The 21,024-nt window shown below is 33.9% G+C and carries 21 protein-coding genes, 1 tRNA gene and 1 pseudogene; 12 read left to right on the plus strand and 11 right to left on the minus strand.

The genetic code is table 11. The annotated features are described in order from the left end of the window. Together galK and ACGK9U_RS15705 are read right to left on the minus strand one after the other, a co-directional pair. The coding region (gene galK / locus ACGK9U_RS15700; protein WP_394467491.1) for a galactokinase at positions 1-944 on the minus strand (944 nt) is incomplete at its 3' end. A gap of 18 nt (positions 945-962) precedes the next feature. Beyond that, a complete protein-coding gene (locus tag ACGK9U_RS15705; protein WP_394467492.1) occupies positions 963-1,961 on the minus strand; it encodes a GntR family transcriptional regulator in 999 nt (332 codons plus the stop codon). A 150-nt stretch (positions 1,962-2,111) separates the two neighbouring features. On the opposite strand from ACGK9U_RS15705, the gene ACGK9U_RS15710 reads away from it, so the two are divergent. After that, positions 2,112-2,465: a transposase family protein gene (locus ACGK9U_RS15710; RefSeq protein WP_394467493.1), complete on the plus strand. Its 354-nt coding sequence runs from the start codon at positions 2,112-2,114 to the stop codon at positions 2,463-2,465. A 19-nt stretch (positions 2,466-2,484) separates the two neighbouring features. Then, positions 2,485-3,439, plus strand: a pseudogene (locus tag ACGK9U_RS15715) (transposase). Between the two features lie 274 nt (positions 3,440-3,713). Here ACGK9U_RS15715 and ACGK9U_RS15720 read toward each other — a convergent pair. After that, positions 3,714-3,786: transfer RNA gene (locus tag ACGK9U_RS15720), tRNA-Lys, on the minus strand. A 145-nt stretch (positions 3,787-3,931) separates the two neighbouring features. On the opposite strand from ACGK9U_RS15720, the gene ACGK9U_RS15725 reads away from it, so the two are divergent. Continuing rightward, complete coding sequence (locus ACGK9U_RS15725; RefSeq protein ID WP_394467494.1) at positions 3,932-4,453, plus strand: shikimate kinase; 522 nt, start codon at positions 3,932-3,934, stop codon at positions 4,451-4,453. On the opposite strand, the gene ACGK9U_RS15730 is transcribed toward ACGK9U_RS15725, so the two are convergent. After that, positions 4,445-4,948 (minus strand): phosphoribosyltransferase family protein, encoded by a 504-nt coding sequence (locus ACGK9U_RS15730; protein WP_394467495.1) that lies wholly within the window; start codon positions 4,946-4,948, stop codon positions 4,445-4,447. The genes ACGK9U_RS15725 and ACGK9U_RS15730 overlap by 9 nt on opposite strands. Positions 4,949-5,105: 157 nt before the next feature. Beyond that, on the minus strand, positions 5,106-5,483 hold the full coding sequence (locus ACGK9U_RS15735) for an RNA-binding S4 domain-containing protein (protein ID WP_394467496.1): 378 nt from the start codon (positions 5,481-5,483) through the stop codon (positions 5,106-5,108). Positions 5,484-5,640: 157 nt separating this feature from the next. Here ACGK9U_RS15735 and ACGK9U_RS15740 point away from each other — a divergent pair, with 157 nt between their 5' ends. Continuing rightward, the gene (locus ACGK9U_RS15740; RefSeq protein ID WP_394467498.1) at positions 5,641-6,621 is read left to right on the plus strand and encodes an FKBP-type peptidyl-prolyl cis-trans isomerase; all 981 of its coding nucleotides are present in this window, start codon (positions 5,641-5,643) and stop codon (positions 6,619-6,621) included. A 65-nt stretch (positions 6,622-6,686) separates the two neighbouring features. Here ACGK9U_RS15740 and ACGK9U_RS15745 read toward each other — a convergent pair whose 3' ends face one another. Beyond that, entirely contained in the window at positions 6,687-7,301 is a 615-nt protein-coding gene (locus tag ACGK9U_RS15745; RefSeq protein WP_394467499.1) for an outer membrane beta-barrel protein, read from the minus strand. 280 nt (positions 7,302-7,581) lie between these two features. Between ACGK9U_RS15745 and tgt the strand changes: the two genes are divergently transcribed. The 6 genes from tgt to ACGK9U_RS15775 all read left to right on the plus strand — a co-directional run bounded on the left by tgt (position 7,582) and on the right by ACGK9U_RS15775 (position 14,856). Next, a complete protein-coding gene (gene tgt / locus ACGK9U_RS15750; RefSeq protein ID WP_394467500.1) occupies positions 7,582-8,712 on the plus strand; it encodes a tRNA guanosine(34) transglycosylase Tgt in 1,131 nt (376 codons plus the stop codon). A gap of 7 nt (positions 8,713-8,719) precedes the next feature. Beyond that, a complete protein-coding gene (locus ACGK9U_RS15755) occupies positions 8,720-9,802 on the plus strand; it encodes an LptF/LptG family permease (RefSeq protein WP_394467501.1) in 1,083 nt (360 codons plus the stop codon). Next, on the plus strand, positions 9,789-10,685 hold the full coding sequence (locus ACGK9U_RS15760) for a DMT family transporter (protein ID WP_394467503.1): 897 nt from the start codon (positions 9,789-9,791) through the stop codon (positions 10,683-10,685). Before ACGK9U_RS15755 ends, ACGK9U_RS15760 begins: the two co-directional genes overlap by 14 nt. 160 nt (positions 10,686-10,845) lie before the next feature. Then, positions 10,846-11,799, plus strand: a complete 954-nt coding sequence (locus ACGK9U_RS15765) for an acetyl-CoA carboxylase carboxyltransferase subunit alpha (RefSeq protein ID WP_394467505.1) — start codon at positions 10,846-10,848, stop codon at positions 11,797-11,799. 169 nt (positions 11,800-11,968) lie between these two features. Next, positions 11,969-13,510, plus strand: coding sequence for a replicative DNA helicase (gene dnaB, locus ACGK9U_RS15770; protein ID WP_394467507.1), 1,542 nt, complete (start codon positions 11,969-11,971; stop codon positions 13,508-13,510). Positions 13,511-13,671: 161 nt separating this feature from the next. Beyond that, positions 13,672-14,856: an asparagine synthetase B gene (locus ACGK9U_RS15775; protein ID WP_394467514.1), complete on the plus strand. Its 1,185-nt coding sequence runs from the start codon at positions 13,672-13,674 to the stop codon at positions 14,854-14,856. Positions 14,857-14,858: 2 nt separating this feature from the next. On the opposite strand, the gene ACGK9U_RS15780 is transcribed toward ACGK9U_RS15775, so the two are convergent. Then, positions 14,859-15,311 (minus strand): hypothetical protein, encoded by a 453-nt coding sequence (locus tag ACGK9U_RS15780; RefSeq protein ID WP_394467508.1) that lies wholly within the window; start codon positions 15,309-15,311, stop codon positions 14,859-14,861. A 140-nt stretch (positions 15,312-15,451) separates the two neighbouring features. Here ACGK9U_RS15780 and ACGK9U_RS15785 point away from each other — a divergent pair, with 140 nt between their 5' ends. Beyond that, positions 15,452-15,874 carry a secondary thiamine-phosphate synthase enzyme YjbQ gene (locus ACGK9U_RS15785; RefSeq protein WP_394467509.1) on the plus strand — a complete coding sequence of 141 codons (423 nt, stop codon included), beginning with the start codon at positions 15,452-15,454 and terminating at the stop codon, positions 15,872-15,874. A gap of 76 nt (positions 15,875-15,950) precedes the next feature. On the opposite strand, the gene rplT is transcribed toward ACGK9U_RS15785, so the two are convergent. From rplT to thrS, 4 genes are all read right to left on the minus strand, one after another. Beyond that, positions 15,951-16,295 (minus strand): 50S ribosomal protein L20, encoded by a 345-nt coding sequence (gene rplT, locus ACGK9U_RS15790; protein ID WP_394467510.1) that lies wholly within the window; start codon positions 16,293-16,295, stop codon positions 15,951-15,953. Between the two features lie 141 nt (positions 16,296-16,436). Then, positions 16,437-16,634 carry a 50S ribosomal protein L35 gene (rpmI, locus tag ACGK9U_RS15795; RefSeq protein WP_026753164.1) on the minus strand — a complete coding sequence of 66 codons (198 nt, stop codon included), beginning with the start codon at positions 16,632-16,634 and terminating at the stop codon, positions 16,437-16,439. A gap of 65 nt (positions 16,635-16,699) precedes the next feature. Then, a complete protein-coding gene (infC, locus tag ACGK9U_RS15800) occupies positions 16,700-17,248 on the minus strand; it encodes a translation initiation factor IF-3 (protein ID WP_394467516.1) in 549 nt (182 codons plus the stop codon). A 28-nt stretch (positions 17,249-17,276) separates the two neighbouring features. Next, complete coding sequence (gene thrS / locus ACGK9U_RS15805) at positions 17,277-19,211, minus strand: threonine--tRNA ligase (protein WP_394467511.1); 1,935 nt, start codon at positions 19,209-19,211, stop codon at positions 17,277-17,279. 393 nt (positions 19,212-19,604) lie between these two features. Between thrS and ACGK9U_RS15810 the strand changes: the two genes are divergently transcribed. Then, positions 19,605-20,612 carry an IS110 family transposase gene (locus ACGK9U_RS15810; RefSeq protein ID WP_394467513.1) on the plus strand — a complete coding sequence of 336 codons (1,008 nt, stop codon included), beginning with the start codon at positions 19,605-19,607 and terminating at the stop codon, positions 20,610-20,612. Positions 20,613-21,024: the final 412 nt, after the last annotated feature.

Genomic DNA, 21,024 nt, shown 5'->3' on the forward strand with positions numbered 1-21,024 from the left:
AGAAAATCCAATTCATCACAACTTACCTTGTATTGGTTTTGTAAGCCATCATGCGAGGCATAAATTAGTTTTCCAAGCGTTTCCAAATCATTTTCTTGCATGGCTATGGAAGCTTGAACGGCACGTTCGTTTTCTTGGATGACATATAGTGCTTTTTGATAGTTTTCAGGCGTAATTTTATGTTTTATGGATTCCAGATCAAATTCCGTAGCGTCTCTTAAGGCTTTTACATTCAACATTTCAGCAACCGATTCGCAAACAGAACGCCTATCGTTATAAGCACTATCAGATAAACTGTGTTTTACATTGGTGTTTATCAAAATAAGTTCGTGGTCTTTAAAATCGATTTTAAAAGGTTTTGATTTTACCGTTCTGCAATCTAGTAACAGCGCATGGTTTTCAATACCAAACATGCTGGCATATTGGTCCATAATACCACATTTAACGCCTACGTAGTTATGTTCGGCCTTTTGCGAAATTAAAATCATTTCGTGCTTGGTCAATCCTAAATTAAACAGCTCATTTAAACCAAAAACCACACTGTTTTCCAAGGCTGCAGAAGAGGACATGCCGGCACCTCCAGGGATATCGCCACCAAAAGCAATGTTAAAGTTACCCAAGGTTTTACTTCTGTTTTGTATTTCGGCAACCACTCCAAGTATGTAATTTTGCCAACTCCCCTGTGCTAGCGGTTTAAGTTTATCAAGAGAAAACTCAATGGTTTCACCTTTGTCGACAGCAAAAGCCATTGAGGTGTTTGCATCGCTTTTTTGGATGCCCGCAACAATACCCTTATCTGCGGCAGCGGGAAAAACGAAACCATCGTTGTAATCGGTATGTTCACCTATAATATTGATCCGTCCCGGGGAAAATATCATGAGAGGTTCTGCTTGGAACTTCTTAATAAAGCTGTTTTTTATGGTGTTGATTAATGTTGTGTTCATGTTTGATTTTATAATTAGTTACAATGAATTTCTAAGTATTAGTTTGTTGGCATTTTCTATTTGTAGTTGCTCTTTGTTACGTATCATTTTTGCCAAACGTTCTCCCATGTTGTTGAAATTAGTAGATATGGTTGTAATGCCACCTTCTACAATTTCCTTTAGAAGTGTGTCGTTGTAAGAAATGATTCCTATGTCTTTTGAAAGCGTAAATTCTTTTTCCTTAATTTTTTTGATAGCTATTAATAGGCTTTTGTCATCAGGTATTATATAGACCTCTCCTTTCTTTAAGTCCTTATTTTGTAAGGAGTTAATAACTTCGTTTGTAATAGCGTTTAATTGACAAAAATCTTTGAATCCTTTTAGCATGCCTTGGGGCTGCCTATTGTGGTTAAAAAGGAGAATGATTTTTTTATAATGCTGAATGTATGACAATGCCTTGTTTAGGTTGTTGAAAATATCTTTTTCAAAATTTTGATAGATACCTGAATATTCAGATAGTTCTGGGTGTGTTTGGTCTAGTATGTAAACCTTGTCTTTGGGAAGTGCCTCTAAAACCAAATGGGTGTTTTTTAAATTGGCTGGCATAATCACGTAATGGTTGTATGTGCCCACGTTTTCTTGGATCAATTTACTGAACATGTCTTCATTAAAATGATGGAAATAGGTGTCTACACGAACGTTTTTTCCAAGATTATTAATAAATGAAGTATATAAATCTTCTTTAAATGAATTGAGTTCGTCAAACAATAAAAATACTTTTTGGGAAACTTCGATATTGTCATTTATAAGGTAATAGCCCTTTCCAACTACGGATTGTATGATACCTCTGTTTTTCAGTTCGTTAAAAGCCATTAAAACCGTATCCCTGGAAAGTTTGTGAGCATCTCGAATACTGTTTAGGGACGGTAGTTGATCTCCTTTTTTTAAAGTACCAGAAACGATAGCATCTTCAATGGAAGCTATAATCTGCTTATATTTAGGGATGCTTATTTGTTTTTTTACCCGAATCATGCTCATGTGGCAAAGGTAAAAAAAATATTAAATAAAACTAGTAGGTACTGGTATGTTTTTGTGTGATTATATTTGATTTTAGGAATTATTAGGGATCAATCTCAAAAGTTGTGTGTGAATTGAAATAAGATTACGATTTTTGTAAAAAAAAGCACTTTGGACAATTACCTAGATCTATTAAAATTGATTCTTCCTGAGTTTTTAATCAACCATTTTGATTTAGTTAAAAACACAAAAAATGGAGAAGTCATGCATCTCTATTTTGAAGAACGAAAAGCAGTTCCAAAAGAAGAAACATCGAGAACACTCATAGCTCATGGTTTTCATAAGGAAGTCACTATTCAAGATTTTCCCTTAAGAGGTAATACCGTATATCTTCATGTCAAACGCCGTAGATGGTTAGATAAACAAACAAATGAAGTGGTTCAAAGAGATTGGAATTTAGTAGCCCAGGGAACACGGATGACCACCGAGTTCGCTGCTTTTTTAAAAGAAATTAGCAGATACTAAAGCTTACGATTGCCATACTATAGGTGGTTTTTATAATATTGATGGTAAAAAATTTAGCAGACAATATCGAGACTATCTCAGTGAATTTAAAGTCTGGAAACAAAAACCACACGCCAAGCAATGGCTTATCTTTCCAGAGAACATTGGAGCTTATTTATCTATCGATGAAACAGCTCTTTCTAAAGGAGAGTTCTATACCATTATTACCAATAAAAAAGCTAAAGGAAAAAAGGGCTGTATTGTGGCAATTTTTGCAGGCACAAAAGTTGAGCCTATTGTAAAAACAGCTTCTCACTATATCAGCTAAAAAAAGAGCAGCGGTGAAAGAAATCACATTAGATATGGCTAACTCAATGAAAACCATAGCAAAGAAATGCTTCCCTAAAGCCATACATGTTACAGATCGATTTCATGTACAAAAACTAGCTTTAGAAGCTTTACAAGACATAAGAATCAAACACCGATGGCATGCTATAGACTTAGAAAACGACGCCATTAAAATAGCCAAATCCGCTAACAAAACATATAAACCACAGCTTTTTAGTAATGAAGATACTAGAAAACAACTCTTAGCCAGAAGCAGATATTTACTCTATAAATCACCCTCAAATTGGACTGAAAATCAATATGAAAGAAGCAAAATACTCTTTAATGAATACCCCGACATCAAAAACGCCTTTGGATTGGTACAAGGGCTTCGAAATATTTTTAATTCAGCTAAATCAATAGAAATAGCATATACCAAACTCGCACATTGGTATAAAGAGGTGGAACAATCTGGCTTTAGAGCTTTTAGAACAATAGCAAATACCATAACGGCAAACTATCGTTCAATACTCAATTATTTTATTAATAGAAGCACAAACGCAGCTGCAGAATCTTTTAATGCTAAAATTAAAGCATTCAGAAGTCAATTTAGAGGTGTCAAAAATGTAGAATTCTTCCTTTTTAGATTAACCTCAATTTTTGCGTAAACACAACAATTGCTCTTGATCCAGATTAACCTCAATTTTTGCGTAAACACAACAATTGCTCTTGATCCATTATTAGGAAATAAAAATCCAATAATTAATGCAGTTGGATTTTGTTTATAGCTTTAAATTATTTGTGCGTAAAGGGAGTTGGAATAACCTGTGATTTGGTTGTGCAAATGGTTGTAGAGGCTATGAATATATTTCATTAAAAACAATAAAACCTTGCTAATCATATAATTAGCAAGGTTTTGATTTAGGATGATATCCTACTTAGTGACCGGGCTGGGATTCGAACCCAGGACCCTTTCATTAAAAGTGAAATGCTCTACCAACTGAGCTACCAGGTCATTTTTTTGTTGTGCTACCGTGTTGTTGTTAGCGGGTGCAAATATAAAACCTATTTTCAATAAAACAAGGCTTTTTTTAAAGATTTTTTTGTTTTTTTGCATCTCTTAAACGTATGTTTTTAATAATCAATTTATAACGTTAAAAATGATTGTAATTTTAATTGGATATATGGCTTCCGGTAAATCTACTATGGGGCGAATTTTAGCAAAAAAACTAAACTATGAGTTTCTAGATTTGGATGATTATATAGAGAAAAAAGAAAGTTCAACCATAAAAGATATTTTTAAATTAAAAGGAGAGATCCATTTTAGAAAGTTAGAAACACAATATTTAAGTGAATTGCTGGCGACTAAAACCAACTTAGTTTTATCACTAGGTGGAGGAACACCATGCTACAGCAACAATATGGATGTGATTTTGAAGGCACCTAACGCAAAAAGTATTTACTTAAAAGCCTCTATACCTACTTTGATTGAACGATTAAAGAATGAGAAGGGAAAGCGCCCACTAATAGCTCACATTGAAACTGACGAGTTGTTAGCCGAATTTATAGGAAAGCATCTTTTTGAACGCTCACAGTTTTATAGTTTGGCAAACGTAACTTTAGCAACCGATAACAAAACAGAAAAGGACATTATTGAAGAATTAGTGCTTCAATTATTCTAAAACCACTTCAAATTTTTTACCATCTAGCACTACATTAACATGTTCATGTAGCGAGGTTGATAGCGAAATACCTTTAAAATCGGCTTTTACAGGGTATTTTTTATGGTTTCTGTTTACTAAAACGGCCGTTTTAAACTGTTTTAAAGGTACATTTAAAAAATGCTTTACACCATAAATTAGGGTAGTGCCAGAATTTAGAACATCATCTACCAAGACAAACGATTTGTTTTCATAATCTGAAACCGGAATAGATGTTTTTATAGGTAAATGCGGATTTTTTTTATCAATACTCACTTTACAAAGTATCGGGTTAATGTCTGATATTTTTTGAAGTACCGTTTTCAATTTCTTCGCAAAAATATAGCCATTGCTATCTATACCAGCTAAAATAACCTCTTTTTCATATACATTGCTTTCATATATTTGAAACGCAATACGTCTTATTTTATGGTTAATCTCGTCGTGGTTTAATATCACATTATTGGTAACGTTCATAGTAGTTGCATTGTATTAAAGGTTAAAATTACTCATTTTTACCTGTTTCTTTTAATTTTTTTCAAAGGAAGTTTTTTTCTAAATAGTTGTTTCCTTTCTAAAATTAGGAATTTTTATTTTTTGGAATTTGGAATTTTTATTTTTGGAATTTTATACTTTATTCCTCCGAATCATCATCCTTAAAACCATCAATATCCCTTCGGTCTTTTTTTGTCGGTCTGCCAACACCTTTTTTTCTATAATAATCTTTAGAGTATTTTAAAAGCTCTTGTGCTTCAAACTGTTCTTTAGGTGTGGTATCGGTTCTGTAAATATCCACTAATTTGGCACCAACTCTACTTTCAGGAATGTCGTTTATGGTAAGTCGGTAGTTTATTTGGTCTTTGCGCAACTCAATAATATCCTGGGCGTAAACTTCTCTGCTAGGTTTTACAATTTCTTGGTTTACCCTTATATGACCTTTTTTACAGGCTGTTGTTGCTAGTGTTCTTGTTTTGTAATATCTAACACACCATAAATACTTATCTATACGCATACAATTATTGAAAAAACTACGTTAATGTTGTTATGCAAAATTATTTTAAATTGTATCTTGCGCCTCAAAAATAAGGAATATTGAAACATTTTTTTTAAGATTTATTAAATCAAAAAAAGAATTTACAACGAACCTGCTAAGAAAATTGAATAAACACATGAATTTAAGAAAAGTAAGTTTATATCTGTTATGTTTAACTGTTGGAGTACTATCATGTAAAAAAGATGATGAACCAGATCCTGTAGTGATTGAAATTAGAGATAGAGCAGAACAACAGATAGAGGATATGGTTTCTCTAAACGCATATCTAGACACGCACTATTATAATTCTGAAGAAATAGAATCTTTGGGTACGAGTGTTAGTATTTCAGATATTGTTATCTATGAATTAGCAGAGGGACAAACAGCGGCAGACGTGCCTGTTGGACATACATTGTTAAGAACCGCTGTTGGAGCGCCTAAAACAACCACCTATGCTGATACAGATTACGAGTTTTATGTGCTTTCGTTAAACCAAGGTGGCGGTACACAATCGCCTAAATTTTGTGATAGAATCCGTTTTAATTACGAAGGTTTTACATTAGATGATGTAGTGTTTGATTATTCAGTAAATCCATTCGTTAGTAATTTAATAGGAAATGGTGTAGATGATTTTGGATTAATTATTGGTTGGAGTAAAGTGATACCCGATTTTAATACTGCTGAAAGTTTTGTTGAAAATAGCGATGGTACAGTTAGTTATGTGAATAAAGGCGTGGGCATTATGTTTTTGCCATCCGGTTTGGCTTACTTTTCAAGTGCAACAACAGGAATTGCTGCTTATTCTCCAATAATTTTCAAATTTGAATTGTTGCAAATGTCTGAAAACGATCATGATGGTGATGGTGTTCCTTCATATCTTGAAGATTTAAATGGAGATAGGGGTTTTTTGGTAAACTATGATGATTTAACCGATACTACTGATGATGATACTGATGGTGATGGTACTCCAGATTACATTGATTTAGACGATGATGGTGATGGTATTTTAACCATTGATGAAGATATAAATAAAGACGGCGACCCAACTAACGACGATTCAAATGGAAACGGTATTCCTAATTATTTAGACAAAACCGATAAAATAAAAAAGAGCTAAATAAGTAGTAGATATAAACAAAAAACCTCGCAAATCGCGAGGTTTTTTGTTTTATAAAAGTTTGTTTATAGTAATAAGGATAAACTTAAAATTAACTGTTCAGGTCTAGTATCTAATCTGCTGGTTCCTATACCGTTGTTGTTTAAAAAGGTTGCTTCATTATCACTAAATCCACGTTCGTATCTTAAATCGATACCAACTTTATTAAAGTTAAGCCCAATACCAAAATTTAATCCAATTGAAAATTCATCTTCAACATCATTTATTGAAATACCATCAAATTCAGTATCTAAAATATATTGTAATGAAGGACCTCCAAAAACACTGAGTGGGCCTATTACTTTTACACCAACTAATAGTGGGGCATCTAGTTTTTGCATTTTAAAACTATCATCGTTGTAATCACTTTTTGTGCTTGTATAAACCAACTCTGGTTTAAAATAAATTTGGTTTCCAATTTTTCCAAATACACCAATATGGTAACCAACGTTTCTGTCAGGATGTTGTGCATTATCACCAATAGACTCGAAATAAGCGCCATTGGCATTGTAGTTTAATCCACCTTTCAAACCAAAACCAGTGCCAGATTGTGCGTAGGTATAAGACAATGTTGCTACTAAAAATAAAGCTAGTAAAACTGTTTTTTTGCTAGCATTCAATTTACTTTTTAAATGTTTCATGATTTTCTTTTTTAATTAGACTTGAGATTTTTATTTTTCAAAATTATAAAATACTACTTCCTTATATGTTATATAATTCTTTGGGTTTTTTATATGATACAAATGAATTTAACATCTAGAATATTTGTTAATTGAAAATTAGATGTTATCAAAAACGCTGCCAAAAGCAAATTATTTTCTTTTCATAACAATCAATATCATTTTTCAGTTATTTATCTTTGCCAACCAAAGTGCTATTTTAATATACGTAGCCAACATATAAAAGCGATAAAAACACTAGATGAAATTTGAATTAAAAGCGAAAGATACACAAAGTCAAGCACGAGCAGGAACTGTTACCACCGATCATGGCGTTATTGAAACGCCTATTTTTATGCCAGTTGGTACTGTGGGAACTGTAAAAGGGGTGCATCAACGCGAATTGAAAGACGAAATAAATCCAGATATTATTCTAGGAAATACCTACCATTTATACTTACGTCCTCAAACCGATATTATTGAAAAAGCGGGCGGACTTCATAAATTCATGAATTGGGATAGAAACATTTTAACCGATTCCGGAGGATATCAAGTATATTCACTTTCAGCAAATAGAAAAATTAAGGAAGAAGGTGTTAAGTTTAAATCGCATATTGATGGCAGTTACCATACCTTTACACCTGAAAATGTGATGGAAATTCAACGAAGCATTGGTGCCGATATTATTATGGCTTTTGATGAATGTACACCATACCCTTGTGATTATAACTACGCTAAACGCTCGATGCACATGACGCACCGTTGGTTAGATAGATGCATCAATCATTTAGCAAAAACACCTTTAAAGTACGATTACAACCAAGCGTTTTTTCCTATTGTACAAGGAAGTACTTATAAAGATTTGAGAAAACAATCTGCCGAATATATTGCCAATGCAGGTGCTGTTGGTAATGCTATTGGCGGACTCTCAGTAGGAGAACCTGCTGAAGAAATGTATGCCATGACCGAAGTGGTTACCGCTATTTTACCCGAAGATAAGCCTCGTTATTTAATGGGTGTTGGTACGCCCATCAATATTTTAGAAAATATAGCGTTAGGTATTGATATGTTTGATTGTGTGATGCCAACCCGAAATGCCAGGAACGGTATGTTGTTTACGGCATATGGTACCATCAACATTAAAAATAAAAAATGGGAAGCCGATTTTTCACCAGTAGACGAGATGGGAATAACCTTTGTAGATACCGAATATACCAAAGCCTATTTAAGACATTTGTTTACAGTAAATGAATTGTTAGGTAAACAAATAGCAACTATACACAATTTAGGGTTTTATTTATGGTTGGTTCGCGAAGCAAGAAAACATATATTAGCAGGCGATTTTAGAACTTGGAAAGACCAAATGGTAAAACAAATGGATAATCGTTTGTAGTTTATAGATGAAGATATTAGACTGGTACATATTAAAACGCTATTTGTTAACATTTTCTATGATGTTGTTGCTGTTTATTCCTATTGGAATAACAGTGCATCTTGCTGAAAAAATTGGTAAAATATTAGAAAATGAGGTGCCAATTGGTGAAGTGCTTTGGTATTTTCTTGATTTCACTATTTATTATGCGCATATTCTTTTTCCATTATTTTTATTCTTATCGGTTATTTGGTTTACTTCTAAGTTAGCTAACAATACAGAAATTATAGCTTTTTTAAGTTCTGGTGTATCGTTTTCCAGATTTTTACGCCCTTATATATATGGGGCAATTATTGTAGCTATATTATCATTAATATTGGGTCTTTATTTGGCTCCTAAAGCAAGTGAAGGTTTTAATGACTTTACTTATAAATATTTGTATAGAGGTAAAACTGCCTTTGAAGAAACGGACCAAAATGTTTTTAGGCAAATTAATGATAACGACATCATTTATGTGAGTAGCTTTGATGTAGCGAATAAAAACGGAAGTAATTTCACCTTAGAGCATTTTAAAAAGAATAAGCTAGAGTATAAAATTACGGCAAGCAATATTAAATATATTGAAGAAGATACTACGTATAGGTTAACAAATTATGTGAAACGATATGTTGGTGTAAATGAAGATGAATTAGAAATTCTTCCAACAAAAGACACCCTTTTTGCATTTGATGTAGACGATTTAATCCCCGTTATTTACGCAGCTGAGACTAAAATGTATGGTGATTTAAGACAGTTTATAGCCAAAGAAGAGGCTAGAGGCTCATCAAACGTTGGGCGTTTTAAATTGGTATTGTACAGAAAATGGAGTTTGCCGGTTTCTGTGTTTATTTTAACCATTATAGCAGTGGCTGTTTCTTCAAAAAAACGTCGCGGTGGTATGGGGATTAATTTAGCAGTAGGTATTTGTGTTGCGATGGTTTTTGTGTTTTTCGATAAAATTTTCGGTGTTATGGCAGAACAATCCGATTTTTCGCCATTAATAGCCGTTTGGTTTCCAAATGTTATTTTTGGTATTCTTGCCATTTTCCTTTTGCGCAATGCTAAACGTTAAGCTAAAAAATCACTTACATCTGCATTTTTTGGTTTTTATAGCTGGTTTTACCGCTATTTTAGGTGAATTGATTACCATTACAGCCATTCCTCTAGTTTGGTTTAGAATGGTAATGGCGGCTATTTTAATTTTTATTTATGTTAAAATAGCTAAGATTGATGTGAAAATTAGTCCAAAATCCATTCTTAGATTATCGGTTGCGGGTATCATTATAGCTTTACATTGGATTACCTTTTTTGGAGCCATAGATGCTTCAAACGTATCCATAACGCTAGCTATGTTTTCTTGTGGTGCTTTTTTTGCATCGTTAATAGAGCCCATTATTTATAAACGTCGTATTATTTGGTACGAAATCCTCTTCGGAATTATTGTTATCATAGGCGTTTTTGTTATTACAAAAAGCGAATTAAAGTATATAAATGGCATTGTTTTAGGAATCACATCAGCATTTTTATCATCACTTTTTGCAGTGATGAACGGCAAATTTTTAAAAGAACATACGGCAACGGTTATTTCATTTTACGAATTTTTAAGTGGTGTTTTATTTATATCTATTTATATTTTAATTTTTGGAAGTGGTTTTTCCACAGAATTCTTTAACCTAAGTGGTTCAGATTTTAGCTATCTTTTTATTTTAGCCTCCGTTTGTACTGCTTACGCCTTTATTGCCGCAGTGCACGTAATGAAAGTAATAAGTCCGTATACCGTAGTTTTAAGCTACAATATGGAACCGATTTACGGTATTTTTATGGCCATTTTTTTGTTTCCTGAAAAGGAATATATGAGCACCTCTTTTTATTATGGAGCTGTTGTAATTATTATAACCGTTTTACTAAATGCAGTCCTAAAAAACTTAAGATTGTTAAAATCAAAGTTTTCATAAACCTATATCAAAATTAAAAGTTTTTCTATTCTATTTTAGAATGCTTACTTTTGTAAAGAAGTTTAATAGAGCCAACATTTTTAGATTTTTCTTAGTTTAAAATGAAAAAATATGTAGGTTTGTACACTAACTTAAGATTAATAGCCAAAACAAAATTCTTATGGAATATTTAGAATTTGAACTACCCATAAAAGAGCTTGAAGACCAATTGCAGAAATGTAAAATTATTGGTGAAGAGAGTGAAGTAGATGTTACTGAAACATGTACAAACATCGAAAAAAAATTAGCGGCCACACAAAAAGAAATTTATAAAAACCTTACGCCTTGGCAACGTGTACAAATGTCTCGTCATCCAGATAGACCTTATGTTTTAGATTATATTCGTGCTATTTGTGGCGAATCTTTCTTAGAACTGCATGGGGACAGAAGCTTTAAAGATGATAAAGCGATGATTGGTGGTTTAGGTAAAATTGGAGATCAAAGTTTTATGTTCATTGGTCAACAAAAAGGATACAATACTAAAACACGCCAATATAGAAATTTTGGAATGGCGAACCCAGAGGGGTATAGAAAAGCGCTCCGTTTAATGAAATCTGCCGAAAAGTTTGGCATTCCTGTAGTAACACTTATTGATACTCCAGGTGCATTTCCAGGTTTGGAAGCTGAAGAACGCGGACAAGGAGAAGCCATTGCTAGAAATATTTTAGAAATGACCCGTTTAAAAGTGCCAATCATTACAGTTATTGTGGGTGAAGGAGCCTCAGGTGGAGCATTGGGTATTGGTGTTGGCGATGTGGTTTTAATGCTTGAAAACACATGGTATTCCGTAATTTCTCCAGAATCCTGCTCATCAATTTTATGGCGTAGTTGGGAATTTAAAGAACAAGCAGCAGATGCTCTAAAATTAACCGCTACTGATATGAAAAAGCAGAAGTTAGTTGATGAAATTATAAAAGAACCACTAGGAGGTGCGCATAGAGATAGAGAAAAAACTTTTTCAGCGGTTAGCAATGCCATTATCAAAAATTTTGAAGAGCTTAAAAACTTATCACCAAAAGATTTAGTAACAAAACGAATGGACAAATATTCCAATATGGGTGTGTTTAAAGGCTAACACGTTTAATAATCATATTAGTAAAAAATCTGAAGCTTAAAACTTCAGATTTTTTTTGTGTTATTGACAATATTTATAAGTTATTAACAGTTAGATTGTTAAAGACTAGTTAACAATCATAAGTTATTTTTTAATTAAAAAGAAGTTCTTTTTAGTTACTTTCGCAGTTATGAAACAACCCGACCAAATTAGAGGATTTAAAGTAGACAAAAGCACACTCATAAGTCTTGAGAAAGGCAAAATACCTCCTCAAGCACTTGATTTAGAAGAGGTTGTGTTGGGGGCGATGATGATTGATAAAAAAGGTGTCGATGAAGTTATCGATATTTTAAGTCCTGATGCATTTTACAAAGAAGCGCATCAACACATATTTAGCGCAATTTTTCAGTTGTTTGAAAATAGTGAGCCAATCGACTTATTAACCGTTTCAACACAGTTAAAGAAAAATTCAAAGCTAGAACTCGCTGGAGGTGATTTTTACCTCATTTCTTTAACCCAAAAAGTATCATCTTCAGCGCATATTGAGTTTCATGCACGTATCATTTTACAAAAATTCATCCAACGTAGTTTAATTAAAATTTCAAGTGAAATTATTGAAGATTCGTATGATGAAACCAAAGATGTTTTCGACTTACTGGACCAAGCCGAATCAAAATTATACGAAGTTACCCAAGGAAATATTAAAAAATCGAGTGAAACCGCTCAAGAATTGGTAATCCAAGCCAAAAAGAAAATTGAAGAAATTTCAAATAAAGAAGGGCTTAGTGGTATTCCAACAGGGTTTAATAAACTGGATAAATTAACATCGGGTTGGCAACCATCCGATTTAATTATTATTGCTGCACGTCCTGGTATGGGTAAAACGGCATTAACCTTGTCTATGGCAAGAAATATTGCGGTCGATCAAAATATACCCGTAGCATTTTTCTCGTTAGAGATGGCTTCGGTACAATTAATTACCCGTTTAATTTCTAGTGAAACGGGACTGTCTTCAGAAAAATTAAGAACCGGAAAACTAGAAAAGCACGAATGGGAACAGCTAAATGTAAAGGTAAAAGGCCTTGAGAAAGCACCTTTATTTATAGATGATACACCATCGCTTTCTATTTTCGATTTACGTGCAAAAGCACGTCGTTTATCGTCGCAACATGGTATTAAACTTATTATGATTGATTATTTGCAATTAATGACAGGTGGAAGTAACCATGGTGGAAACCGTGAGCAAGAAATCTCGATGATTTCCAGAAATTTAAAAGCCTTGGCTAAAGAATTGAACGTTCCTGTAATAGCTTTATCGCAATTATCACGAGCAGTTGAAACTCGTGGAGGTAGTAAGCGCCCATTACTTTCTGATTTACGTGAATCGGGAGCAATTGAGCAAGATGCGGATATTGTAAGTTTTATTTACCGACCTGAATATTATAAAATTGACGAATGGGATGATGAAGAGCGTTCTCCAACCGAAGGTCAAGGGGAGTTCATCGTTGCAAAGCACCGTAATGGTGGTTTGGAAAACATCCGTTTGAAATTTATTGGGCATTTAGGTAAATTTGATAATTTAGATGATTTTGATTCGCCATTCGAGTTCCATTCTAAAATGAATGCAGCGGCAAATGATGATACGTTTAAATCTGATGCTTTTAAAGCAAGCCCAGACCAAGCCTTTGGCAGTTCATTTAACGATGATGATGATAACGACGTACCATTTTAAATCTAATCTTCTGTTAAACCAATTCGGAAAGGAGAAAAAATTAAGTATCTTTCTCAACTAATTTGAAATTTACATTTTCATTGAACACGAGAAAACTCATAATTATTTTTTCATTTTTCATTATCAATTATAGTGCGTTTGCCTCCTATATCCTTATTCCTATGGATGCAGATGGCCAAAAAAATCATCTAAAAGCATACGGGTTAACCTATTGGATACTCAGTAAAGAACAAAAAGTTAAATGGTTGCTTAATTACCGTGGCGGGTCGTTTTTATTGCCCGATACCCAAGAAATTCAACGCGAATGCCAAATTAGAGGCATTTCTTTTGAAGTCCTTTCCGATGCTAAAACCGAAACTATTTTAGAGGAAATTAGCAGCCCAAGCCAAAATATGGAAGCGGTTGTTTTAGAAAAAGCACCTAAAGTTGCAGTTTATACACCCAAAGGAAAACTACCTTGGGACGATGCTGTAACCATGGTATTGCAATATGCTGAAATTCCATACGAAACCATTTACGATGAAGAAGTGCTAAACGACGGACTTTTGGCATTCGATTGGTTGCATTTACACCATGAAGATTTTACTGGACAATACGGTAAATTTTATGGCGCTTACAAAGCGGCTTCTTGGTATATTGAAGAAAAGAAAGAAGCTGAAGCCTTGGCAACAAGGTTAGGTTATAGCAAAGTGTCTCAAGAAAAAAGGGATGTAGCTTTAAAAATAAGAGATTATGTTATTGGTGGCGGTTTTATGTTTGCTATGTGCAGTGCAACCGATAGTTTTGATATAGCCCTATCAGCAGAAGGAATAGATATTTGCGAACCCATGTTTGATGGCGATGGAAGCGAATCGGGTTACCAAAACAAAATAGATTACAATAAAACTTTCGCGTTTACCAATTATATTTTGGAAAGAAACCCTAATATTTACGAGTTTTCTTCAATAGATATGACGCAAAAACGTATGGTATCCAAGGAGTCCGATTATTTTTCTTTAATGGAATTTTCAGCAAAATGGGATCCCATACCAACCATGTTATGCCAAAACCATACCGCTTTGGTAAAAGGTTTTATGGGGCAAACAACAGCTTTTACAAGAGATGAAATTAAGTCGAATGTATTGGTAATGGGTGAAACTAAATCCAACGGAGAAGCAAAATACATTCACGGTATTAAGGGAAAAGGATTTTTTACTTTTTATGGCGGTCACGACCCCGAGGATTATCAGCATAGGGTAGGAGACTCTAAAACCGAACTCGATTTGCATCCAACATCTCCAGGATATCGTTTAATTTTAAACAACGTGTTATTTCCTGCAGCTAGAAAGAAAAAGCAGAAAACCTAATTTTAATCAGCGTCTTCAATAATTACAACGCGTTTAAAAGTGTAGATAAAACCATCAGCACCAGAGCCGGTGGTAGTTATGTTTTGGTCTATTACCAACTCAGTTGCGTCAAATGTTAATTTTCCAAATTCATTGGATTCAATTGTAAGAAATAAATCATTCACTTCACCTTCGCCTTCAACTTCGGTAATCGAGTATGTATAGGTACCAGTATCCAGCCCATCTTCTACATCTGTAGCGTTAGTGTTGTTAACTACTAATTTATTGGTGTCTTCATTAAAAGTCCAAATAATTTTATCTAATTCAAAATCATTATCTACACCTGAAACACTACCACTAACATTGGTAAGATGCCAATAGGTTTTATAAACTTGTTGTTTACTATCATCATTGCTAATAGAGCAGTTCGTTAAAGTAATAAAGCTTAAAAATGTGATTAAAATATAATGTTTCATATTGCTGAAAATTTGGGTTATTTATTTTTTAAATTGATGTGATTAAATCTAAAAGGTTGCGTTATTATACAGCAAATTTGATTTTTTAATTCTATTTTTAGAATCTGAATTTAGATATCATTTTTATACAGGAGAACCATATGAAATTCTATCAAAAGCAAATAAAACTGAAACCATGCCCGAGAGGATTCCATTTAATTACAGAAATTGTAGAGGATGCACTTCCTGAAATAAATCAAATAAATATAGGGCAATTACAAGTATTTATGAGGCATACTTCGGCAAGTTTATCGATAAACGAAAATGCGGATTTTACGGTAAGAACCGATTTTGAAAGCCATTTCAATAAGATGGTTCCTGAAAATGCACCATATTATAAGCATACTTATGAAGGTTCAGATGATATGCCTGCACATATTAAAGCATCATTATTGGGTGCTTCTGTACAAATTCCTATAACAAACGGAAAATTGAACTTAGGAATATGGCAAGGGATATATCTGTGTGAGCACAGAAATCATGGTGGTTCAAGAACTATTGTAATTACAGCTTTTGGGGTATAAAAAAATCCGATTCTTTCGAACCGGATTTTTAATATATTAAGCGAATATAATAAGTTTAACAATAGGCGAAAACGCCTTATTTTACTTTCTCTACTACGGCTTTAAAAGCCTCAGGGTTATTCATAGCTAAATCTGCTAAAACCTTACGGTTTAATTCAATGTCATTAGCTTTTAATTTTCCCATAAATTGAGAATAAGATAATCCATGTACTCTGGCACCAGCGTTAATACGCGTTATCCATAATGCACGGAATGTTCTCTTTTTGTTTCTACGGTCTCTATACGAATATTGCATCGCTTTTTCAACCGCATTTTTTGCTACTGTCCAAACGTTTTTACGACGTCCGAAGTAACCTTTTGCTTGTTTTAGAACCTTTTTTCTTCTGGCTCTTTTTGCTACAGAATTTACTGATCTTGGCATAATTTTAATTGTTTTTTTGTAGTAGGCGGCCGATAATCGACACTTTTTATTTTTTCAACAATCATAAATCAAAAATCTACAATCATTAATCTTCTGGCCTAACTCCAGGGTTTATAATTTATTTAACCGGTTAAAAAGTTGTTACTTTAAGCGTAACATTATTTTAACATTATTCTCATCCGCTTTATGTACTAATGTATCATGCGTCAAAGCGAGCTTACGTTTTTTAGACTTCTTTGTTAAGATGTGACTTTTAAAAGCGTGCTTTCTTTTTATCTTACCAGTACCAGTTAGCTTAAAGCGTTTTTTGGCACTAGATTTTGTTTTCATTTTAGGCATTTTCTTTTCCTAGGTTTTAATTAATTCGCTTAATTATCTTTATGCTGAATATTAATCAGCTATTTTTATTTTTTAGGGGCAATAAACATAGTCATACGTTTACCTTCCAATTGTGGCATTTGCTCTACTTTACCAAACTCTTCAAGATCTTGGGCCAATCTTAATAATAAAATTTGTCCTTGCTCTTTAAAAACGATGGAACGTCCTTTAAAGAAAACAAACGCTTTAAGTTTAGCACCTTCTTTTAAGAATTTTTCGGCATGTTTCTTTTTGAAATCATAATCATGATCATCGGTTTGAGGTCCAAATCGAATTTCTTTAATTACAACTTTGGTAGCCTTTGCTTTAATTACCTTGTCACGTTTCTTCTGTTCGTAAAGAAACTTTTTATAATCCATAACTTTACAAACAGGAGGATCTGCATTTGGCGAAATCTCTACTAGATCAAATCCTTGCTCGTCTGCTATTTTTAAAGCATCTCTGGTAGAATATACACCTATTTCAACATTGTCGCCTACAAGACGCACGTTGGGTGCACTAATCTTAGAGTTAATTCTATGTTTATCCTCTTGTGAAACCCTTTTGGCGGGTTGCGATTTTCTTCTAATTGCTATGGCTATATAATTTTAAGTTAAACTTATTTTAAAACGATTTTAACGTTTTGCTTATTTCTGTTTTTATAATTTTTGAGAAGTCTTCAATAGAAATCATTCCTAAATCTTCTCCTCCATGTTGACGCACACTTATCTTGTTTTCCTTTTCTTCTTGTTCACCTATGATAATCATATAAGGGTGTTTTTGCATTTCTGCTTCCCTAATTTTCTTACCAATAGTTTCATTTCTATGGTCTACAAGGGCGCGAATTTCGTCATTTTCTAGCAAATTTAAAACTTTTTCAGCGTATTTTTCATATTTCTCACTAATTGATAGTATAATAGCTTGGGTTGGCATCAACCAAAGCGGGAAATTACCAGCTGTATGTTCTAATAAAATAGCAATGAAACGTTCCATGCTTCCAAAAGGAGCACGGTGAATCATTACAGGGCGGTGTAATTCGTTGTCGCTACCTTTATAGGTTAAGTTGAAACGCTCTGGTAAATTGTAATCTACTTGAATAGTTCCTAATTGCCATTGTCTCCCTAAAGCATCCTTTACCATAAAATCCAGTTTTGGACCATAAAATGCAGCTTCACCAGTTTTAACAGTATAGTTTAAACCTTTGTCAATAGTTGCGCTCATAATAGCATTTTCTGCTTTCTCCCAATTTTCAAGGCTACCTATATATTTATCTGGATTTTCAGGATCTCTTAATGAAACTTGCGCTGTAAAGTTTTCAAATCCTAAAGAGCCAAATACATAAAGCACCAGATCTATCACGTTTTTAAACTCAGCATCCAATTGGTCTGGAGTACAAAACAAATGCGCATCATCTTGAGTAAAACCTCTTACACGGGTTAGTCCGTGCAATTCGCCACTTTGCTCATATCTATATACCGTACCAAATTCAGCATAGCGCTTTGGTAAATCTTTGTAACTCCACTGGCTGTTATTGTAAATCTCACAATGGTGTGGGCAGTTCATAGGTTTCAACAAAAACTCTTCACCATCTTTAGGTGTGCTTATTAGTTGAAAACTGTCAGCACCATATTTGGCATAATGCCCTGAAGTAACATACAGTTCTTTTTGTCCAATATGAGGCGTTACCACCATTTCATACCCAGCTTTCTTTTGAGCCACTTTTAAAAAGTTCTCCAAGCGTTCGCGTAAAGCAGCCCCTTTAGGTAACCACAAAGGTAAACCTTGACCAACTTTTTGCGAAAACGTAAACAATTCCAATTCCTTACCAAGTTTTCTATGGTCACGTTTTTTAGCTTCTTCAAGTAACTCTAAGTATTCAGTAAGCTCTTTTTGTTTTGGGAACGAAATACCATAAACACGGGTTAATTGCGGATTATTTTCATTACCTCTCCAATATGCACCAGCAACACTCAAAACTTTTGCCGCTTTTATAATGCCGGTATTAGGTATATGGCCACCACGACATAAATCTGTAAAGGTAGCATGGTCACAAAAAGTAATCGTACCATCTTCTAAGTTTTCTATAAGCTCCGTTTTATACGGATTACCTTTATATAGTTGTAAAGCTTCAGCTTTTGTAGCCGAACGCATTTTAAATTCATGCTTTCCTCTAGCAATATCTAACATTTTGTCTTCAATCGCTTTAAAATCTTTTTCAGAAATGCTAATATCACCAAAATCTACATCATAATAAAACCCATTTTCAATAGCTGGTCCAATGGTAAGTTTTACACCAGGGTAAAGTTCTTCAATAGCCTGTGCTAAAACGTGTGCCGATGAATGCCAAAAAGCAGTTTTCCCTTCGCTATCGTTCCAAGTATATAAAACCAACGACCCGTCCGTGGTCAAAGGTGTCACAGTTTCAATAGTTGTACCATTAAATTTGGCCGAAATCACATTTCTAGCAAATCCTTCACTAATGCTCTTAGCAACATCCATAGGTGTAATGTTCGCTTCGTACGATCTTACACTTCCATCGGGCAATGTTATATGTATCATTAAATAAAATTAAATTCAGTGTGCAAAGATAGTAGTATAAACAAATACATACAATATATATATAGGTATAATTTTTAACAGATAAATAATTCGGGCGTTCCCCCGATAAAATCGGGGTCGGGCTATGCGTTTCAAGTCCTCGCTCGTTGCCTCGCTGTGGGCTTTCCACTACTATCCCTAACCTTTAGTTTGTATTTAAGATAAAAATTATATTTATTCAACGGAAAACAGAGGTGAACTATATCCCTAACTAAGTTAGACTTATGCCGCGTATTAGTCCTCTGCTTTCTCCTTGAATAAAAGTTGAATTGCTTCAAATAGAATAGTAGACATAAGAGGTCTAATAAAGGTTCTAAAGAGGTTCAACATTTTAATTTACTTAAATATAAAATTATGAAAAATTATTTATTCCATGTGGGTATTGACATTTCAAAATTGAAATTGGATATTGTGCTATTGGACAGAATTACCAACAAATCAGAAGGGCATTTTGTGGTAACGAATAATCCTCAGGGATTGAAACGGATGCTTTCCGTTTTAAAGCAAAGGAAAGTCGACTTAAAACAAATGTTGTTCTGTTTTGAGAATACCGGTATTTACACATTCCCTTTAAGTTGTTTTTGTTATGAGAACCAATTTGATTATTGGGTTGTTCCTGCGGTAGAGATCAAACGCTCCAAAGGTATATCGAGAGGCAAGAGCGACAGAACTGACGCTAAGGATATTGCGTTTTACAGTATCCGCAATATCGATAAGCTACAGCTGTCGAGCGTTGCAGAAAAAGAAATCCAACAACTGAAATTGCTTTTTAAAGAATGTGATAAAATCAAAAAGGCACTTTTGCTATTTGGTTCGACCCAGGAAAATAAAAACTATACACTCTCAGATGTTTATAATACGGTAGCGGTTCAAAACAGGAAGACAATCAAGTTTCTTGAAACAAGTTTAAAAGCCATCGAGAAACAAATTCGAACGATCATAAAGCAACACACGGAACTGAAACGACAATTTGAGCTTATAAAGGGCATACCCGGTGTTGGAGAGAAAACAGCAGTTTACTTTATTATAGCCACAAAGGGTTTCAAGACCTTTGCTTCGGCTAGAAAACTGGCTTGTTATGCAGGTGTAGCCCCTTTTGAATATACCTCTGGTTCTAGTATTAGGGGTGCAACCAAAGTAAATAATATGGCTGACAAAAAGATGAAGGCACTGCTCCAAATGTGTGCTTTGTCAGCGGTAAGGCATGATGCCCAATTAAAGGCATATTACTTACGAAAGCAAAAAGAAGGGAAAAACAAAATGTTGGTATTGAATAATGTAAGATGTAAAATTATTGGACGAATCTTTGCTGTTGTAAATAGGAACTCTGCTTTTGTAGATACTTATAAATTTGCTGCTTAATTTTATTTAAAAAAAATTTGGTTTTTATCATAGAATACGCTTCCACCCGCCAAGTCCTATTATATAGTATAGTCAATATTCTAATTTAGCGAAGGACATTCACATATATTATAAGCCAAATCCATCCCAAAAATACCATTCTTCGCCCCAAAACAGACAAACCGGACCTATTTCCCGTGCCCGATCCTTCCAAGATCCCCCACCAAACCCCCATCACCGCCACCAAAACCCCCATGGATGTAAAAAACCCCAATACGTAACTAATTGAGAACCACGCAGAAGAAAAAAAACTATAAAAAAAAAACGAAAAAAGTACAAAAAAAGCATTGCGGAACCGGAAAAGGATAGTATGTTTGCAGCCGCTAAAAACGGCAGTAGTCGTAGAGGCAAACGTTCATAAACAGGTTGGGTA

Origin of the sequence: Mariniflexile sp. HNIBRBA6329, assembly GCF_043558645.1 — a bacterium.
In the GTDB taxonomy this organism is placed as follows: Bacteria; Bacteroidota; Bacteroidia; order Flavobacteriales; family Flavobacteriaceae; genus Mariniflexile.

What these genes read in the sequence shown, in the direction of transcription:
- ACGK9U_RS15810 (WP_394467513.1), top strand. Translation starts at nt 19,605, where the DNA reads ATGAAAAATTATTTATTCCATGTGGGTATTGACATTTCAAAATTGAAA.
- ACGK9U_RS15730 (WP_394467495.1), bottom strand. Translation starts at nt 4,948, where the DNA reads ATGAACGTTACCAATAATGTGATATTAAACCACGACGAGATTAACCAT.
- dnaB (WP_394467507.1), top strand. Translation starts at nt 11,969, where the DNA reads ATGAAACAACCCGACCAAATTAGAGGATTTAAAGTAGACAAAAGCACA.
- ACGK9U_RS15725 (WP_394467494.1), top strand. Translation starts at nt 3,932, where the DNA reads ATGATTGTAATTTTAATTGGATATATGGCTTCCGGTAAATCTACTATG.
- tgt (WP_394467500.1), top strand. Translation starts at nt 7,582, where the DNA reads ATGAAATTTGAATTAAAAGCGAAAGATACACAAAGTCAAGCACGAGCA.
- ACGK9U_RS15780 (WP_394467508.1), bottom strand. Translation starts at nt 15,311, where the DNA reads ATGAAACATTATATTTTAATCACATTTTTAAGCTTTATTACTTTAACG.
- ACGK9U_RS15745 (WP_394467499.1), bottom strand. Translation starts at nt 7,301, where the DNA reads ATGAAACATTTAAAAAGTAAATTGAATGCTAGCAAAAAAACAGTTTTA.
- rplT (WP_394467510.1), bottom strand. Translation starts at nt 16,295, where the DNA reads ATGCCAAGATCAGTAAATTCTGTAGCAAAAAGAGCCAGAAGAAAAAAG.
- ACGK9U_RS15705 (WP_394467492.1), bottom strand. Translation starts at nt 1,961, where the DNA reads ATGAGCATGATTCGGGTAAAAAAACAAATAAGCATCCCTAAATATAAG.
- ACGK9U_RS15735 (WP_394467496.1), bottom strand. Translation starts at nt 5,483, where the DNA reads ATGCGTATAGATAAGTATTTATGGTGTGTTAGATATTACAAAACAAGA.
- ACGK9U_RS15785 (WP_394467509.1), top strand. Translation starts at nt 15,452, where the DNA reads ATGAAATTCTATCAAAAGCAAATAAAACTGAAACCATGCCCGAGAGGA.
- ACGK9U_RS15740 (WP_394467498.1), top strand. Translation starts at nt 5,641, where the DNA reads ATGAATTTAAGAAAAGTAAGTTTATATCTGTTATGTTTAACTGTTGGA.
- ACGK9U_RS15760 (WP_394467503.1), top strand. Translation starts at nt 9,789, where the DNA reads ATGCTAAACGTTAAGCTAAAAAATCACTTACATCTGCATTTTTTGGTT.
- ACGK9U_RS15765 (WP_394467505.1), top strand. Translation starts at nt 10,846, where the DNA reads ATGGAATATTTAGAATTTGAACTACCCATAAAAGAGCTTGAAGACCAA.
- rpmI (WP_026753164.1), bottom strand. Translation starts at nt 16,634, where the DNA reads ATGCCTAAAATGAAAACAAAATCTAGTGCCAAAAAACGCTTTAAGCTA.
- thrS (WP_394467511.1), bottom strand. Translation starts at nt 19,211, where the DNA reads ATGATACATATAACATTGCCCGATGGAAGTGTAAGATCGTACGAAGCG.
- ACGK9U_RS15755 (WP_394467501.1), top strand. Translation starts at nt 8,720, where the DNA reads ATGAAGATATTAGACTGGTACATATTAAAACGCTATTTGTTAACATTT.
- ACGK9U_RS15775 (WP_394467514.1), top strand. Translation starts at nt 13,672, where the DNA reads ATGGATGCAGATGGCCAAAAAAATCATCTAAAAGCATACGGGTTAACC.